The 17,321-nt window shown below is 38.6% G+C and carries 20 protein-coding genes and 2 pseudogenes; 8 read left to right on the top strand and 14 right to left on the bottom strand.

All coding sequences use genetic code 11. From position 1 onward, the window contains the following. Positions 1-184 precede the first annotated feature (184 nt). Positions 185-1,198, top strand: a complete 1,014-nt coding sequence (locus FTT77_RS15750; protein ID WP_042893681.1) for a DNA cytosine methyltransferase — start codon at positions 185-187, stop codon at positions 1,196-1,198. Between the two features lie 105 nt (positions 1,199-1,303). Beyond that, positions 1,304-1,990 (top strand): annotated as a pseudogene (locus FTT77_RS15745) (DNA cytosine methyltransferase); the annotation flags it as partial. Here the strand turns inward: FTT77_RS15745 and FTT77_RS15740 are convergent. The 5 genes and pseudogenes from FTT77_RS15740 to FTT77_RS15720 all read right to left on the bottom strand — a co-directional run. After that, a pseudogene (locus FTT77_RS15740) lies at positions 1,988-2,098 on the bottom strand (peptide-methionine (S)-S-oxide reductase); the annotation flags it as partial. The pseudogenes FTT77_RS15745 and FTT77_RS15740 sit on opposite strands and share 3 nt — an antisense overlap. A 110-nt stretch (positions 2,099-2,208) precedes the next feature. Further along, the gene (locus tag FTT77_RS15735) at positions 2,209-2,670 is read right to left on the bottom strand and encodes an META domain-containing protein (RefSeq protein ID WP_033917524.1); all 462 of its coding nucleotides are present in this window, start codon (positions 2,668-2,670) and stop codon (positions 2,209-2,211) included. Positions 2,671-2,772: 102 nt separating this feature from the next. Next, positions 2,773-3,822, bottom strand: coding sequence for a DUF4105 domain-containing protein (locus tag FTT77_RS15730; RefSeq protein WP_077170331.1), 1,050 nt, complete (start codon positions 3,820-3,822; stop codon positions 2,773-2,775). A 23-nt stretch (positions 3,823-3,845) separates the two neighbouring features. Beyond that, entirely contained in the window at positions 3,846-4,358 is a 513-nt protein-coding gene (gene dfrA41, locus FTT77_RS15725; RefSeq protein ID WP_004729503.1) for a trimethoprim-resistant dihydrofolate reductase DfrA41, read from the bottom strand. A 181-nt stretch (positions 4,359-4,539) separates the two neighbouring features. Then, positions 4,540-5,286 carry an IS5-like element ISAba31 family transposase gene (locus FTT77_RS15720; protein WP_180109543.1) on the bottom strand — a complete coding sequence of 249 codons (747 nt, stop codon included), beginning with the start codon at positions 5,284-5,286 and terminating at the stop codon, positions 4,540-4,542. A gap of 131 nt (positions 5,287-5,417) precedes the next feature. Here FTT77_RS15720 and FTT77_RS17530 point away from each other — a divergent pair, with 131 nt between their 5' ends. Beyond that, on the top strand, positions 5,418-6,008 hold the full coding sequence (locus tag FTT77_RS17530) for a DNA cytosine methyltransferase (RefSeq protein WP_227504911.1): 591 nt from the start codon (positions 5,418-5,420) through the stop codon (positions 6,006-6,008). A 57-nt stretch (positions 6,009-6,065) separates the two neighbouring features. On the opposite strand, the gene FTT77_RS15710 is transcribed toward FTT77_RS17530, so the two are convergent. Next, positions 6,066-6,521 (bottom strand): hypothetical protein, encoded by a 456-nt coding sequence (locus tag FTT77_RS15710; RefSeq protein WP_033917523.1) that lies wholly within the window; start codon positions 6,519-6,521, stop codon positions 6,066-6,068. Positions 6,522-6,903: 382 nt separating this feature from the next. Here FTT77_RS15710 and FTT77_RS15705 point away from each other — a divergent pair, with 382 nt between their 5' ends. The 3 genes from FTT77_RS15705 to FTT77_RS15695 all read left to right on the top strand — a co-directional run bounded on the left by FTT77_RS15705 (position 6,904) and on the right by FTT77_RS15695 (position 9,315). Continuing rightward, positions 6,904-7,140, top strand: a complete 237-nt coding sequence (locus FTT77_RS15705) for a hypothetical protein (protein WP_038350011.1) — start codon at positions 6,904-6,906, stop codon at positions 7,138-7,140. Positions 7,141-7,510: 370 nt separating this feature from the next. Next, a complete protein-coding gene (gene umuD, locus FTT77_RS15700; RefSeq protein WP_033917549.1) occupies positions 7,511-8,029 on the top strand; it encodes a translesion error-prone DNA polymerase V autoproteolytic subunit in 519 nt (172 codons plus the stop codon). After that, positions 8,026-9,315 carry a Y-family DNA polymerase gene (locus tag FTT77_RS15695; protein ID WP_038350012.1) on the top strand — a complete coding sequence of 430 codons (1,290 nt, stop codon included), beginning with the start codon at positions 8,026-8,028 and terminating at the stop codon, positions 9,313-9,315. Before umuD ends, FTT77_RS15695 begins: the two co-directional genes overlap by 4 nt. A gap of 134 nt (positions 9,316-9,449) precedes the next feature. Here the strand turns inward: FTT77_RS15695 and FTT77_RS15690 are convergent, their stop codons facing one another. From FTT77_RS15690 to FTT77_RS15665, 6 genes are all read right to left on the bottom strand, one after another. Next, complete coding sequence (locus FTT77_RS15690; RefSeq protein ID WP_033917550.1) at positions 9,450-9,698, bottom strand: hypothetical protein; 249 nt, start codon at positions 9,696-9,698, stop codon at positions 9,450-9,452. Between the two features lie 51 nt (positions 9,699-9,749). Next, positions 9,750-10,211 carry a hypothetical protein gene (locus tag FTT77_RS15685; RefSeq protein ID WP_046127872.1) on the bottom strand — a complete coding sequence of 154 codons (462 nt, stop codon included), beginning with the start codon at positions 10,209-10,211 and terminating at the stop codon, positions 9,750-9,752. A 22-nt stretch (positions 10,212-10,233) separates the two neighbouring features. Continuing rightward, a complete protein-coding gene (locus tag FTT77_RS17525) occupies positions 10,234-11,190 on the bottom strand; it encodes a hypothetical protein (protein ID WP_228160841.1) in 957 nt (318 codons plus the stop codon). A 330-nt stretch (positions 11,191-11,520) separates the two neighbouring features. Continuing rightward, positions 11,521-11,946, bottom strand: a complete 426-nt coding sequence (locus FTT77_RS15675; RefSeq protein ID WP_024160768.1) for a hypothetical protein — start codon at positions 11,944-11,946, stop codon at positions 11,521-11,523. Positions 11,947-11,984: 38 nt separating this feature from the next. Then, a complete protein-coding gene (locus FTT77_RS15670) occupies positions 11,985-12,140 on the bottom strand; it encodes a hypothetical protein (protein WP_005006030.1) in 156 nt (51 codons plus the stop codon). Positions 12,141-12,329: 189 nt separating this feature from the next. Next, entirely contained in the window at positions 12,330-13,478 is a 1,149-nt protein-coding gene (locus FTT77_RS15665; protein ID WP_024160769.1) for a hypothetical protein, read from the bottom strand. A 396-nt stretch (positions 13,479-13,874) separates the two neighbouring features. Here FTT77_RS15665 and FTT77_RS15660 point away from each other — a divergent pair, with 396 nt between their 5' ends. Further along, positions 13,875-14,843: an IS30 family transposase gene (locus FTT77_RS15660; protein WP_012308653.1), complete on the top strand. Its 969-nt coding sequence runs from the start codon at positions 13,875-13,877 to the stop codon at positions 14,841-14,843. Between the two features lie 100 nt (positions 14,844-14,943). Next, on the top strand, positions 14,944-15,723 hold the full coding sequence (locus tag FTT77_RS15655) for an aminoglycoside O-phosphotransferase APH(3')-VIa (protein WP_000422636.1): 780 nt from the start codon (positions 14,944-14,946) through the stop codon (positions 15,721-15,723). Between the two features lie 44 nt (positions 15,724-15,767). On the opposite strand, the gene FTT77_RS15650 is transcribed toward FTT77_RS15655, so the two are convergent. After that, positions 15,768-16,376, bottom strand: coding sequence for a hypothetical protein (locus FTT77_RS15650; protein ID WP_024160765.1), 609 nt, complete (start codon positions 16,374-16,376; stop codon positions 15,768-15,770). Positions 16,377-16,407: 31 nt separating this feature from the next. After that, positions 16,408-17,208, bottom strand: a complete 801-nt coding sequence (locus FTT77_RS15645) for a hypothetical protein (RefSeq protein ID WP_373685048.1) — start codon at positions 17,206-17,208, stop codon at positions 16,408-16,410. Between the last annotated feature and the right edge of the window lie 113 nt (positions 17,209-17,321).

Below are 17,321 nucleotides of genomic sequence, written 5' to 3'. Positions count from 1 at the left end.
TTCAGCAAGTGTTTTTTCTGCTTTGATCGCAGCAAGTGCTACCTTAGCCTTAAAGTCGTTTGAATGATTTCTTCTTGGTCTACGTGCCATAAAATACTCCATATATTGATGTTTATAACATCATTTGAGGAGCAGAGTATCACTTATAGGAGTTGTTCAAATTTCCGGATCCATCTCTCTTTTATTGGATGCAAGAAGTAGTTTTATTGATGCTGAGTTTAAGATTTCAAACATCTTTGATGCACCGCATAAGAATGAAGTTGTTCGCTTAAATAAGAAATCACAAGCATATGTTGAAGCTAATGGCTGGATGTCCAGATCTTCCGCATTAGAACGTTTAGAACAATGGAAAAACGTTGCGTTTAACCAATATCTAGATCCAACGATCCGCAACCAAAACAACCAAAAAATTGTCCTTTCTCTTTTTGATTTGTCTGGCACATGGTCACAACCATGGGTTGATGCTGGCTATCAAGTATTTCGGTTTGATATACAGGCAGATCCTTATTTTGGCGATATTAATAACTTCAGCGTGGAATTCTTTAACGAGCTTTTTGCATGCTTTGATGGTTTGGACGTTCATGCGATTTTAGCTGCATGCCCATGTACAGACTTTGCTGTTTCTGGTGCAAGACATTTTACTGCCAAAGATGCTGATGGTCGCACGTTAAGCAGTATTGAGCTGGTGTACCAAACTTTAAGAACAATTGAATTTTTTAAACCGAATATTTGGGCAATTGAGAATCCAGTAGGGCGTATTGCGAGCTTAACCGGGTTGTCGCCGTGGCGTCTGTCGTTTGATCCGTTTCATTTTGGTGATACATACACAAAGAAAACATTATTGTGGGGCCGTTTCAATGCCGACCTACCAATTGCACCTGTTGAACCTGTTGAGGGCTCTAAAATGCACCGCCTATACGGTGGCAATAGTATTGCGACTAAGAATGCTAGAAGCGTAACGCCTGAAGGTTTTGCATACTCATTTTTCACGGCAAACAACGCACATAGCAATTCGTTAATGACGATTTGCAACAAGTATGATCGTTTAGATCCTGAGCTTTTGAGTCGCTGTTTAAATAGCGGTTTGAGTGACTACGACATCTCTAATTTGATCGATGACGATTATTACGACTGTGATGATTATTCAGCACATCAAACATTAGAAAGTGCCGTTGAAAGCATGGGGGTGGCTGTATGAATCTGAGCAAGGTTATTCATGCTTATAGGTATCTGTCTCCAGAAGATGTACCGCATGAATTAAGAGATCTAAGCCATAAAGGGGCATTTGTAAGAGGGAATTTCTATGTATAACTTGCTTCCACATGAATTAATCGTTGATAACTTTGCTGGCGGTGGCGGTACATCAACTGGTTTAGAACGTGCGTTCGGTAGACCGATTGATATTGCAATTAATCATGATCCGAAAGCCTTGGCCATGCATCGCATCAATCATCCAAAAACAAAGCACTACTGCGAGAGTGTTTGGGATGTTAACCCTGTAAAGATTACGGGCAATCAACCTGTTGGCTTGGTTTGGCTTAGTCCAGACTGTAAACATCATAGCCGTGCGAAAGGTGGCAAGCCGTTAAACAAGAAGATCCGCGGTTTAGCTTGGATTGCTTTAAGGTGGGCTGCAACAGTTCGACCACGAATCATCATGCTTGAAAACGTGGTTGAGTTTGTTGAATGGGGTGATTTGGATAAGAACGGTAAACCGATTTTAAAGCGGAAAGGGCGAACGTTTAACTGTTTCGTGAATGCGCTCAGGTACCAAGGGTACACGGTCGAATATCGTGAACTACGAGCATGCGACTATGGTGCACCGACATTGAGAAATAGATTTTTCTTAATTGCTCGGCGTGACAATTTACCGATCGTCTGGCCAGAACCCACACATGCTGAATTTGACTTTTTTGCACCTCAAAAAACGAAAAAACAACCATGGAAGACAGCTGCTCAATGTGTGGACCTTAATTATGAATGTTTAAGTTGTGTGCCCACCTGCGTAACCGCTGACGACTTGCTGAACTCCCTGAATCTGTAAAAATACGGCTTCAGTACACCAAAAGCATCCCCCACCGAAAAGTGCCTGTTGCATGGTTGATTCCTCATTCAATTAAATAACTCAATCGGGCTGATGGTTAAATTCCAGCTCATCAGTATGAAAGATAAAAAAGCCTGTCCATACAGGCTTTTTGTAGGGAAGTATTAACGCGGCTGAACAGCACTTTCCAGCTGGATCAAGAGATTTCCATGGCGATCCAGTAATTTTAAGGTTTTAGCAAATACCTGATAATGCGTCACTTTAGCTAAAGCTTCATTAAATTTCTGATCAAGCTGATCGTTGTTCATGCAAGCCATACGGGTAGTAGCCATTTGACTCAGGGTCAGCGTATCTTTTGCTGCTGTGTAGCTGCCCATAATCCGGTTACAGCTATCTGAACCTGAAACGCGCTGGGTACTGGCATCAAATTGCAGACTCGGAACATTGCGTGCGGTTGGCGCAGTCTTGATTTCAGTATTACCAATCTGGGTCGCAATCCAAGTACGATTTTGCAAAAGTTGTAAATGATTCGCGGTTTGTGTCGTGGCTGTATTGGGCACAGTTTCGCAGCCCATGACCGTTAGAACCGAGCCTAAAATCGCGATTGCAGTTAATTTTTTTAGCATGAGAGATACTCTGATCATTGACTAGCTATTTGTATATAAACAAAAAAATGATCAAGGTTCCAGTTGATTTTGTATCTTTATTGAAGTGGATTTGCTACACAGTTATCGCATGTCGGGTTTTGGTAGGCCCTGCCGGATCAGGCGTGAATAGTCCTGACTGGAGAGATTAGCGGTGCGTTCTACCCGTGGATTGACATGTGCCCGTTGATACCAAGTGTGCATATCCCAAGACTGTTCTAGTACTTTAAGATCATAGAGATAATTCGGTAAATAGCCGGAGGCCAGCAACCGGTAATCTGAGGGTAGCTGTTGTTGCGATATCGCCTGAACCATATCAAAGACTAGTGTGGTGCAATTACTGGTCAGGGTATTGTACCATTTTGGCTTTTGGGCCAGCTCATCGGCCTGACGCAGATATTCCTTGAATAGCGCTTTAGCCTGAGCTTGCGGCATTTTGACTGGGAAAAAATAGACCTGTTCACCACGGACATTGCTACGGGTATAGACAATATCCTTTTCATCCGATGCGACCAGACTCAGTTCATATTTTCGGAAAAAGCCACCAATCGCTGAAAACTCTTCATTCTTTTCCTTGCGGATTTCAATCGAGAAGGTGAGTGGCTTTTGATTGGCAAAATCGAAGCTGACCAGGGTATGGGCAATTTTAGGCCCCATCCAGTAGGAAGTAATGATGTTCACGCCAGTAATCTGATTCAGATCAAAACTGCGGCTTTCCCAGCGTTCGATATAGCGACCATCGGCCTGCCAGTCAAAGTTGCGGATATTGTGTAAGGTAACCTGATCGCCTTGCTGCTCATAATGCAGAAGCTGGGAAACCTCAGGATTCCACTCTCGATCCTGACGCGCTTCCAGACTGAAATATCCTAGCAAACAGAATAAAAAGGCCAGAAGATAAAGAACGCTATCCACTTGGCGGGAGATCAGATGCCGGGTGAAATAAATCCCGAGAACGACCAGCGCAAAGGTCAGCCAGAGTCCAATCAGTATCAAGCTGCCGATTTTGCCGATGGGAAGATGAACCCACAGCATGAGGCTGAGCCACAGGCTCGACAGAATGACGAATAAAGTAAACAGGCTGCCCAGCAGCCACAGACTCCAATGTCTGGAGATATATTCGCGTCCCTGCATCATCACTTTTTCATGAGAAATAGGTTTTATTTTCTGTAGGTTGCGAACTCAAAAGCAATGCCGGTTTTGTCATCAATATGTTGTTCTGACGCTATCTTCACAAAATCATTTGGAATTTTAGGATAAAAAATATCACCTTCAACATTTAAATCAACATGAGTAAGCTCTAGTCGATCCACAATATTGATGGTTTGCTTGAAAATCTCACCACCACCAATAATAAAAATTGTATTTGGTTTCTCTGATGCTTGAACGTCAGGAATAGATTTCTCTAAGGCTTCTTCGATTGAATGTGCAACTTTAACGCCGTCAAAATTCCAATTATGGTTTCGAGTAATTACCCAATTTACACGTTTAGGAAGCGGACGACCAATCGAATCAAAATTTTTACGACCAAGGATAATTACCCCACCTTGGGTAATTTCTTTAAAGTGTTTTAAATCAGCAGAAATATGCCAAGGCAGATCGTTATCCTTACCAATACAACGTTGGTTGTCCATAGCAACCACATGTACTACTTCAAAACTTTGGAAAGTCATAACTTAATTGTCCGGAACATATTGAATATCACATATAACAAAATCCCGCTTTATAAAAAGCAGGATTTGGTCATGGTAACTATAAAGGAAAATAAAGCTAATTTCAGCTTAATTTAAAAATCCATTAAAGCTAAAGAATTTTTAAGTAGGGTCTGTTGACATTTACTGTTCATAATTAACCCTATAAAGGTAGCCATAAAAATATACAGGCTAAAGCAACAGAACTTTGATAATTTCTTTTGAGCTTGTCATATCGAGTAGCTATTCCTCTAAATTGCTTTAATCTACAAAACATATTTTCAACTAAATGCCTGATTTTATATAAATACCAGTCCATATGGTCATTGTTCGATTGGCTATTTGTTTTCTTTGGTATATTCGCTTTAGTCCCTGTTTTCCTGATCTGTTCACGCAGTGGTTCTGAATCATAGCCTTTATCTGCACATACCACTTTTGTCTCTTTTAAATCTAATGTTGATATTAAATCAGGTGCAACTTTAACATCATGTGTGGTTCCATCGGTAATCATGAAATCAATAGGATTGCCATGTGCATCAACAATCAAATGTATTTTTGAGGAGTTTCCTCCTACACTTTTAGAAATAGATTGATTCGCTATACCGGCAGAATGTTGATGAGCACGTACATGAGAGCCATCAATAAAAATCCACTCCATATCGGGGCATGAGGCTAGTAATTTGAATAATCTAAGTAACTTACCGCTGCTTGACCAACGATTAAAACGTTTGAAAATAGAGTTGGAATGACCAAAACAAGAAGGAATATCTCGCCACGGACAGCCTGTTCTAATTCTATAGAGAATAGCTTCAATAAAATTGCGTAAATTTGAGTTGTGGTGAATGGATAAATTACGCAGAATAACTTTCAACTTTTGCCAGGGTTGATCTGTCAGCATGGTACGAGGCATAGCGAATAGTAAAATTGGGTTTGGCGATTTGATTTTACTACTTCGCTATTTTTTTAAACTAAAAGTGTCAACACACCCTAAGCATATTCAAGCGTAAAAAACCTTTAGCACCAGCTACATTAGAGCGAATTGTGAGGGGGATTTTAAAATATATCGTTCACAACCCAAAACCTTACATCGTGGACAATGTGGCGCCAATTCTTACTGAGTGTGCCAATGGTTCAAGTCGTAGATCCATGCCAATAAATGAGCCATTACGTACAATTACAGCAGAAACAAAAGGCGGTACACATGCGCTATACGTGTGTCACCTATCTAAAATGAAAAAGGGGTGCACTGGCCAAGAGCTATCAGAACCATTTCACACGTTAACGACCGTGAATCAGTTTGCGGAAGTACGTGCGCTACTTTTGAAATTTACCGGGCAATTCAACTTTAAGAATGACTTGTTTGAACGTTTCGGCTTAATCGAAATCAATAATGAACATTATTATATTGAAGACATTGGTTTTAGGATGATTCAACCATTTGAGTTGTATAAGGCTCAGGGCTTTCCAAGCAATTACATCTTTACTCATGGTGTAGATGAAAATAACCAAAAAATTAAGCTGACGAAAACTGAGCAATACAGAATGGTAGGTAACTCAGTACCTCCAGATCTATCCCATGCACTTGTCAAAGCAAACTTTAAACATGAAATGAAATATCAAATTGCATCGTAAAAAAAACCTAGCATTGATTGGTCAATGCTAGGTGGGTATAAGACTTTTCAGGGGCTCTTATATTGCAAATGCTAACTGTGCTACTGGTGGCTTTAACATGCCCATTGATGTTAATACATCAGTGTATGTACGTACAGACCAGGTATTCGTTGATATATCAAAATAGATACAACTAAAAATAGTTTTGTACTCAGCGTACAGGGTAATCAAGTCAAAGCTATCGATATTGGCATTTTCAACCCGTTCGCTATATGTTGTACTGTAAGAGACACGCGTTAGATCTTCAGGTGCAAAATAGACAATACGTGCTTTGTCGCCGTGTCGTTCGTGGTTGTATTTGATCGTATTACACTTTGATAATCTCTCAATGTAACGGTCAAAAGATGCAGAATTTTGAACCTCTTTGTAGAGTATTTCCGCTGCATGGTAAATAAAGCAGTTGCTTAACCCAATGCCGTGCGAACTAAGGACTTTTTCTCCATCTGTTTTAAACATCGTGTAGCGTAGATACATCTTGAATACTCCAGGTTTTAAGCAATGAGCTTGATGTATTCATTTTAAAGACTGTTTGGGCTTTAAAATTTTTTCAAAAAAAAACCTAGCTAGGCTAGGTCAAAAGGGTAGAAGTTAATTAAATAACCTGAAGATCCAAAGTCCTAATGCTAAAAATGCTTCTTCCAGCACTTCAATCTTGGTTGTGTATTCAAGTGAATATAGATGTCCAACTTCAGTAACACTCAGTTTCATACGATTAGATAGGTCCAAGTCACTCACATTTAATTTGATCAGTGCATTAAACAAATAAATTAACGAAAAAAAGTTTTTTGATAAAGTTTTTGTGGCTAATAGATTTAATATAATTATCTAATTGGTTAGGTTATAAAAGGTAAAAATTTTGTCTAAATCTGATAATGACAACCCGTGTAAAACCAAAGAGAAACCGTTTTGGAACCATGTCAATACAGATGACTACGAAGAAGAAAACGAATATAAACACCAAGCGCCATCGTTCTTTAAGTATTTATTCAATATGTGCAGAAGCTGGCTAATAGTCATTATCGAAGTGCATATTCTTATTGGTTTTATTCTACTGGTTTTGTACATGTGGAAAGGCGTTTTAGTTTTTAATTAATAACGCTGTTTTTGAACAAACCCAATTCATGAATCTGAAAGCAGTTTGCCGTAGATATTTAACATTCAACGCTATTAAATGCTCAATCTGTTTATGCGATGAATTCCCTCTAAACCATCTGCATATACAAGTGAGTCGGTTCCTGATCTCTGGCCATGGTCTGACCAGGCCTGGAAACCAAAATCACCGCGTCAAAATTTAGTACGCGCAACAGCCTTATATCACTTGAGTTTTTCTAAGATCTAAGTCAATTTTGAACTTCCAATACGACCAGTAGGCAAGTGGCATGCCTACTGGTTTTTATTTTTTGATTGATCATCAGACATGCAAGAAATAGAATTGGTATATATATTCTTTCACCGGTCTTGAGATGTCAGAAAAATCAGAAATACCGCTTAAAGCTGGTGATTTAGTTGAAATTGAAGCTCTTGCTCCTGGTGCACCTAAACGCATTCCAGTGGCGTTAGAGCTGCTGTCGGCTGGATTTGCATCACCAGCACAAGATTTTATTGAAAAGTCGGTCGATCTCAACGAAATGCTGATCACCAATGAGTACTCTACGTTTATTGGTAAAGTAGGCTCTCGTTCCATGCTAAATGCCGGTATAGATATTAACGATAAGCTCATAATCGATAGAAGCTTAGACGCCAAGCATCTAGATATTATTGTTGCTCAGCTAGAAACAGACTTTACCGTTAAGCGGTTGATGATCACCAAGCAAATGTCAGCTGGTGAAATTAATGAAATTTTTGGTCCAGATGCAAAATCTATCCCTCCAGTTTGGCTTAAAGCAGAAAACCAAGAGCACTCACATATTTTTCTAAAACCTGAACAGGAATTGATTGTGTGGGGCGTAGTGACTTACATCATTAAAGACGCACGAAAATGACAAACCGGGTATTTATTCATGTTGATATAAATTCGGCATATTGTTCGATGGAAGCATTTTGGAACCCTAAGTTAAAGGGTAAACCATGCGTTGTCTTAAGCTCTAATGATGGAACAATCATCGCGAGAAGCGCTGAAGCTAAACTCTTAAAAATCCCGATGGGTGCGCCACTCTTTAAGGTCCAAGACATCATCAATAAACATAACGTTCATGTGCTATCGAGCAATTTTGCGCTATATGGCGAAATGTCACGCCGTTTTCATGGAATATTATCTGGTTTTGTAGATCCAAGCTGTTACAGCATTTACAGCATTGATGAAGGCTTTATAGAATTTACTCAATTTACTAAAAACTTTGATGCTACTGAAATGGCACGGGAGATTCGGCATCAAGTATATAAGTTTATTGGCTTAACAACGTGCGTGGGTGTTGGTAGAACACTGACTGAAAGTAAAATGGCCAACAACCTTGCCAAAAAGAATCCAGAATTAAATGGAATCTGTAATTTAGTGACAATGAGCCTGGTAGATGTCGAAAGCTACTATCAAAGCATGCCAGTTGATGAAATATGGGGTGTAGGGCGAAAGTACGCTAAAAAGCTTAATGACATGGGGATTTTAAGTGTGCTGGATCTTGCAACATCCAACCCGAATCGAATGCGTGAACTCTTCAATGTGAATATGCAAAGTACGATTTTAGAATTGCTTGGCCAGCCATGCTTTGAATTTGAAAGTTCACCTAAGGCGAAACAACAGATTGTCTCGAGCAAATCTTTCGGCCAGAAAATTACTGAGCTCTCAATTCTTCAAGAAGCCGTCAGCAAATATACCCATAATGCATTCAATCGGCTTGTTGCTGAACACCAGCTATGCGGATCTCTGATTGTTTTCTTGCAATCCAACCCATTTGACCAGTCAAAACCGTATTACAGCAAGTCGTTAACATACACGTTTACCCAACCTACAAACAATTTGATGCAACTGGTTAAAGCTGCCACATCACTGATTGATAAATTGTACAAAGAGGGGATAGAGTTTAAGAAATGTGGCGTGATGTTGTGTGAATTGATAAAAGAAGAACATCGCACGATCGGCCTACTAACTGACGTAGAGCAGCTTGAAAAAGAGCAAGCGTTAATGACGGCGTTTCAAAACATTCAAAGTAAGTTTGGCAAGGCTAAAATTGCTGCTGGATCATGTAATCTGAAAAATAGAGATTGGGAACCTAAGTCAGAACGTCAAAGCCGTAACTATTTTAGTGAGGCTGGTATGATTGTCTTCAATTGATTCATTTGAGGGAATTTGTTGGCAATGACGGGGATGGTCAGACTCGAACTGGCATTCAAGGAATCAAACCTTTGCCTTAAAGAGATTGATCAAATCTCAAAATCAATTGGCTACACCCTCGGAAATATAAGAAATTAAGATTGCTGATAGCTTCTTGGTGATTCAGCTGGTGTACCATCATCATATCGCCAAAATAAGAAGCTTCCACTCCATTCGACTTCACCTGAAGCATAGTCACGGATCTTATCGCTCCAGCGGATAGGTTTAATTTCATGGTCTAAGAATTCATCCCACACAATAAACGCCGTGCCATCTTTGTTTGGGATTTGGTCCTCTATGAAGAACCAGGGTGACTTCACATCAACAGAACAGCGTTTTGTCATTTTGTCTCTCTCACTCTTTTGAGTCGTATGCATATTCATATAAGCCTCAAATCAATTGAAAAGATCCTGGAAACTGTTTTGAACGTCAGATCGTGCGATCGGCGCTGTTTCTTGTTGCACAACTTCATCAATCAAATAAGCAACAGGACTTACAGATTGGCTTTTTGTGAAAGTCGGTGCACCAGCTTCAGCGATAAACTTCTCGCTAATCGGTTTTTTGATTTCTAAGCGATACACACGGCGCAGCTTGTTTAAGCAATCAGACATTGAGCCATCGCCAATACCGTGACGGGCTTTCTTGTTATCACGAGTCTTAAACGTGAAGTATGGAAAATGTTTGGCCATGACTGCAGTAATGTCTTTACCAACCAAGTAAATGTGGCTGTGTGTTTCGTAGAAGTGGGTAAATGACGTCTCTACGTGATAAGCAGCCAACAAGCTTTTTGCTTGAGGGTCAGTGATAACCGATTTAACTTGGTTAATCATTTTTTTGGCAATTGTTTTGTTATTCATGATGAACACCCTATAAATTTGATTAATTAGATTGAGTTAATGCAAGTTGCGTAAAAATACGTTTTAGGCACACTTTACATGTAACAAGGTGCGGTACCGTGTCCACGGTAACTTCACCTACTTTCATTTTGAATTCTTTCTTTGCTTCATCTGCAGGGAATAAGCCTCCAGCTGAGCACAAGTACTGGTTTTTCTCACGAACCAATTTAGATCCTGAGTAGTCTTCATCAAAAACCAAGTGAGTCACTGTATTTGATTTTTCACCATCGCCCCATGATCCAGCTGACAAGCCTGACATTACAATTTTTACACCAGTGAACCATTTGAACGGTAAAGCACTGAAGTTTTTCTTCTGATCGATAGCATCAAAGATCGGTTTAGCTTGTTGCAGCGCATTGAATAATTCAAACAATGCAGTAATTTTTTTCTTAGCATCCTGTTCAGCCTGGTTCCACTTGGTTTGCGCCTCATACTCAGCACGGGTATACCAGACCACTTGCCCATTTTTTGCATATAGCCAAAGTTTTTTACCAGTCATGAGATGGTTCACCATCGCATCGGGCATATCAAACATGAGGTTGTTAAATGACATAACTTTGTCATTCAGGTTGATAAAAGACTTTTTATCTTCAGGTAGTAGCACCGGCACTAACGTAGAGCGTACTAATGCTTCGTAGTTGTCAGTAGACATGCTAGAACGTGGGAAACTATGACCTGTAAACACTGGCTTAAGATAAGGGTTGTATGGCAACTCAGTTGCTAAAACCTTGGTGGACCATTCTTCCCACAAATTGAACTTTTTAGCTTGTTCAACCATATGGTGCAGATCTGCAGTAGAAATTCTAACTGATGGCATTGAAGGGTTATTTACGGATTCTGGCGCACGAGTTACACGAACAAGTTCTATAACTTCATGCGCTTCAATTGGACCATATTTGCGATCAAGGTTTTTGTTCAGTAATTCATTAATAGAAACCATTTCAACTCCAAGTTTTAAGCTTTCTGCTTCAATATGTTTATTTTAAGATAGAACCTAACCCAAAAACTTTTTTAAAATTATTTATTATTGTTTTACTGGTCCTTGCTGCGACTTTTAACAGATAGCAGCTAAAAATAGTAATGAGGATGCTATTAGAATGATGGAAGCAATTAACGAACCATACAAATAAGCATTGATCCTGGTGCGCCAGATCTAGCGCTGGCCACAACCAAATTTCTAAACCTTTTTTTAATCAACTAAAAAAACATCGAATGCGGTTTTCAACTGCCAAAAAGTGAAGCAATAGACATGCTTCACTGGTTGTTGTTATTAAGCTTCAGTCAATTCATTAATATCTAGGATATGAACGCCGTTTGATGTCAGTAGCCAACATGGGAGGGTATGTGCTTCAGTGACTTGAAGTATGAGGCTGTTAAGAGTGTCACTAGATTTTTTGCAGTAAAGGCAATCAGGTTCAGGATTGCTACCATCATCATCAATCAATGGCGTGTCAGCAATTAAGCGGTATGAAGCATACTTAATGATGTCAATATCATCGGCATTGATTGGCTCTTTTGAGCTTAGGAGTACTTGCTCTAAGCTGAATGCTTCAGGTTCAATCCATTTAACCTTGCTGGTGTTTTCAATCTGGTAACTTAACTGAGTGCCATCAGCAAAAAACACGACAAATTGACCATCTTCAATGTGCTGTACTTTAAAATTGCATGGAATGGTGAATGTGTTGTAGTAATTCATGGGGTTTCTCCAAGTTGTAGGCGTTGAGCCTAAGTTGATTAATCGTTTAAAACAGATTCGATAAAAGAGAGTATTTCAGCTTTAAGAGATGCTGAAATGGTTGCAGTATTTAACTGGCTTAAATACATATCAGCTTTGTCTTTTATTTCTTTTGACGTTGCGGTTTTACGAATTAAAACTAATGTATTCCACATATTAAAAGCCCTTAAGGATAGTGATTAAATCTATATTCATTATACAAAGCGCAATAGCTGTTTAATTTTTCTTAAAATTTAAAATTTAAAAATTCAAAACCTTTTTAATCAATTAAAAAACATCGAATGCGTTTTAAAAAATGCCCAAAAGAAAAGGGATAAGGGTTTACGCTTATCCCTGTTTGGGTTTTAGATATGGCAATCAACAATCGTGATTATATAGTCGCTTGGAAAGCTCTTCAGCAATGCTTGGTTTTTGGATTCCCAATTTTCCTCTTTGTATAAGTCTTCTCCAAACAATCCACATTCTGAACCTGTCCAATCTCCGATTTCTGCATCAGTGGTAGCATCTAAGAAACAGTACGTACCGAATGGGTTTGCTGATTTTTTAGCTAGGAATTCTTCACGGCTCACCAAAAATTCATCAAATTCATGTCCGAATATGCCAAACAGGTTATCCGTATCACTGGCTTTCATTAATAAGATTGCATCTTGGTTATGATAGAAATTACGCTTATCGTTCACTGATTCGATTGATTCATCAGACCAAACATCAGCCCATGACCGCCAAGTACGTGAAGCATCACCGATACACTTCTCAAAATAGTCATAAACACGGTTAGCTTCGGTTTTTAAGCGGTTGATTTCGGTTTCAAAATCTAGCTCACCAATCGGACAGCTATCCACTTTTCGTCCATCAAGACGCAACAGCATGTTTTTCCAACGTCCTCCGATTTCATACCAATCGTATTTCGGATTCGGGTTGGTGGTGGTGAAGTAATCGACCACTTTACCGTCAGCATCAAGCTCTATCCATTCTGTCCAACTTTCATCAGGTTTTTCACCTGTCAAAACAGTCGGCGTAACTTTTTCGTTATACCAGTTAATGAACTGTTGAAGCTCAAACACTTCAGTACATGGCACATCTTTTTGATGCCATTGAATGAACATGCCTAAATCACGAATGCGACTTGAGTACGTACCATCATCGTTTTTGACCTGTACCACTGATAAATGTTTACCGCCGTTCGGGAAGTCAGCAAAAATATCACCTTTGTTGTTTTTGATGGCATCAAGCTCGAAGTCTGTTGCATCACGCACGAAACGAGGGTCGTCAAGAAACGCATAGCGTTCTTCACCATCATCTATGATAGGCTTTGAGTTTTTCATCAAAGTGATTTCTGTCGATTCGTATTGGTCTTTAATTTCGTCCAATGATGATTCTGAAATGCAATATTTGTTTTTAATGCCTGAGCATTCAAATTCGTAAAATGGTTCTAGGGCATCTACAACATCACCATCAGGGGTGGTAACTACTGCAACTGTGAAATGTGACATTTTAAAATCTCCAAGTTTTGAGCCGTGTGCTCTACATCTGAGATTCCATAATAGTTATTAAGTGGCGTTTATAATTTTTTCCTTAAAATATTAATGAAGCTGAATTTAACAACGGTAGTGGTTCAGTAATTAAAATATTTTAATCAATTAAAATCACCGTATACGTTGAATAAAACTAATATCAATTATTTATATTTAATTAAATAAAATAAGGCTCACATATTAAAATAACCTGATTACATAGATCTATATCAAAAAAAGATGGCAATAATTAATAGTTGCCATGGCAGAGTAAAACTTGAAGTGCGACATAAACCACCTAATTAATTTAAAGGGTTTATGGAGTATATAAAATTGTCATACCATCATCTTAACTTTGAAGATCGTACTGCATTAATGCTTGAGTCAAGAAAAGAAGGCTTTTCAGCCAGAAAATTTGCTGAACTTATTAAAAGACATCCTAGTACGATCTATCGTGAGCTTAAAAGAAATAGCATCAATGACGTTTATCAAGCTCAATATGCTTCTGATAACACTTTTGCTAGACGTAGACGTGGTCACAGAAAACTCAAAATCGATTCAATCCTCTGGAAATTTATTGTTGAAGCGATCCGTTGTTTATGGTCTCCTCAGCAAATAGCAAAGCGTTTAAAGACATTTCCTGATTTGGATCAAACAATGAATGTAAGCCATACAACGATTTATTCAACGATACGAGCATTACCCAAGGGTGAGTTGAAAAAAGACTTATTATCCTGTCTACGTCATGAAAATAAAAAGCGAAAAGCTAACGGTGAACCTAAAAAAGATTCTATATTACAGGATATTAAAACTATTCATGAGCGCCCAGCCGAAGTTCAAGAAAGAAAAATACCGGGTCATTGGGAAGCTGATTTAATTAAAGGTAAAGACAATAAAAGTTCGATAGCAACACTTATTGAACGAAATACACGGCTCTGTATCTTGGCAACATTACCTGATGCAAAGGCAGAATCAGTGCGCAAGGCTTTAACTGAAGCTCTGAAATATTTACCTGCAGAACTGCGTAAAACGTTGACCTATGACCGTGGACGTGAGATGTCAGAACATAAAATACTCGAAGAAGATTTAGGCATAGATGTATATTTCTGTGACCCACATTCACCCTGGCAAAAAGGCACATGCGAAAATATGAATGGTTTAATTAGGCAATATTTACCTAAAGGGATTGATTTAAATCAGGCAGATCAGCATTATTTAAATCAAGTTGCCATGTCACTGAATACTCGTCCTAGAAAGGCGTTAGATTGGCTTACACCATTAGAGAAATTTGCTCAGCTTGTTGATTATCATATGGCTTTTGAAACTGTCGCACCTCATGTTTGAATTCGCCCCATATTTTTGCTACAGTGAACCAAATTAAGATCATCTATTTACTAGGCCTCGCATTTGCGGGGTTTTTAATGCTGAATAAAAGGAAAACTTGATGGAATTGCCCAATATTATTCAACAATTTATCGGAAACAGCGTTTTAGAGCCAAATAAAATTGGTCAGTCGCCATCGGATGTTTATTCTTTTAATCGAAATAATGAAACTTTTTTTCTTAAGCGATCTAGCACTTTATATACAGAGACCACATACAGTGTCTCTCGTGAAGCGAAAATGTTGAGTTGGCTCTCTGAGAAATTAAAGGTGCCTGAACTCATCATGACTTTTCAGGATGAGCAGTTTGAATTCATGATCACTAAAGCGATCAATGCAAAACCAATTTCAGCGCTTTTTTTAACAGACCAAGAATTGCTTGCTATCTATAAGGAGGCACTCAATCTGTTAAATTCAATTGCTATTATTGATTGTCCATTTATTTCAAACATTGATCATCGGTTAAAAGAGTCAAAATTTTTTATTGATAACCAACTCCTTGACGATATAGATCAAGATGATTTTGACACTGAATTATGGGGAGACCATAAAACTTACCTAAGTCTATGGAATGAGTTAACCGAGACTCGTGTTGAAGAAAGATTGGTTTTTTCTCATGGCGATATCACGGATAGTAATATTTTTATAGATAAATTCAATGAAATTTATTTTTTAGATCTTGGTCGTGCTGGGTTAGCAGATGAATTTGTAGATATATCCTTTGTTGAACGTTGCCTAAGAGAGGATGCATCGGAGGAAACTGCGAAAATATTTTTAAAGCATTTAAAAAATGATAGACCTGACAAAAGGAATTATTTTTTAAAACTTGATGAATTGAATTGATTCCAAGCATTATCTAAAAATACTTTTTGAGTTCTAGTTAATGATTAAATATATTCTTCAACCGTACTGGTCATACGTTTTTTCATTTTGTAAGGCTTGTAATGAGGAACATAACAAGGCTTGCAAACTGCTTCATAGGTTTTGGTATCAGAATGATAATAAAAGCGATCCAGTGGTTCATAGCCATTGCAATGATGGCAATAACGCTCAAAACCCAATGAAGTGAAGATCATCTTCTGCACAAATGCTTGTTTTTTATGTTTTGCTTTAAGTGTAGGTGAGTTTTTGACTTCACAAGAACAGATATAATCTTGGTAGTTATCGAACTCTGGTGCTTCTTGGTGTATGTGAACAAACCGATTTATAACTTTTGGATCAAAAATATTCCATTGTTGGTCATGTTCTGAAAATAGGAAATATCCATCTGCACCTGATGGCATTTCTTTACTGTATTTCGAGTAATGGATAACATGTTTTTCCGTTGGCTCAAAGTCATTCAGGAACATTCTCAAGGTATTGAGGTTCGGGAATTGGACTTTCATTAACTGTGCTTGAGTCACCAGATTGGATCTTGATTCGTAGTTCACCAGAACCATAATTTTACGGCTTTTGTCGATTCTGCCGATGATGTAATTATAGATATGATCAGACATTGTATTTTCTCCTATTCTATAGAGATCCATGTTAAGAACATGGATCATTCCCAAAAAATGCAATGAGATCGTTGCTCTGGTAGCTAAACTGCAATTCGGTGTAGTCCATTTTCAGTGTGCTATCTAAGTACGGTGTAATGTCGAGTTGCACGAATGAATCAATAAATTCACTTTCTGCGCCATACGCATCTATTGAGCCTTTGAACAGCTCCAGTACATTGCATGTTACATAGTCGCCAATTTCTGATTTATGTGTCTTACATGATGGTAGTAGTGCCAAGTCATTCAGGATCACTTGAACATGAGTGCCATCATATGAGCCTTGATATAGGCTGTAATATTTTTCAGGATTCAAGATACATTCAAGAACTAAATCAAAGTTGTTGCTGTAAGAGTTACGCGTAGCGACATATACACTTTCTGCTACTGGCTTTTCGACTTTGGTGAGTGTGATTGAGTCTGAATGCTCATGAGCGAACAAAATAGGGTCGTCTACGTCTTGTTCTTCATCTGGCTCAATGTCCATTAACGCCAAGCGTCTATCTTTGGTTTCTTGGTCGAGAATTTCCCAACCATCGATAGATAAAGTACCGCCGTCAGCAAGTTGAATGAGAACAGGGGTTTCTTTGTCCTGATCTGTATTGTCCAGAATGGTGAAGATCCCTAGTAATCGAACCCATGAAGTGATTAACTGGCAAATGGGTAGGTTTTCATTAATTTCATGGCGATTCTTGCAAGACTCGCTAAACATCGCCAGATTTTCAGGGTGATTAATATCAATATAGACATTGTGCAAAACAGCATCAGCACTGGTGTTGAGAGGTGGTCCCACTTGTTTGAACAACTAAAAGCGTATTTATAAGTGATATTCCGCTCTAGTTAAGCCACCTTGTTTTGTTGGGGTAGCTGATCATAGTAAAACTCATTTGGTGTCATTTTGTCTAG

Origin of the sequence: Acinetobacter sp. YH01010, assembly GCF_013420775.1 — a bacterium.
Lineage (GTDB): Bacteria > Pseudomonadota > Gammaproteobacteria > Pseudomonadales > Moraxellaceae > Acinetobacter > Acinetobacter amyesii.
Note: the sequence above shows the minus strand (reverse complement) of the source record. Positions and strands in the feature narration are given on the sequence as shown.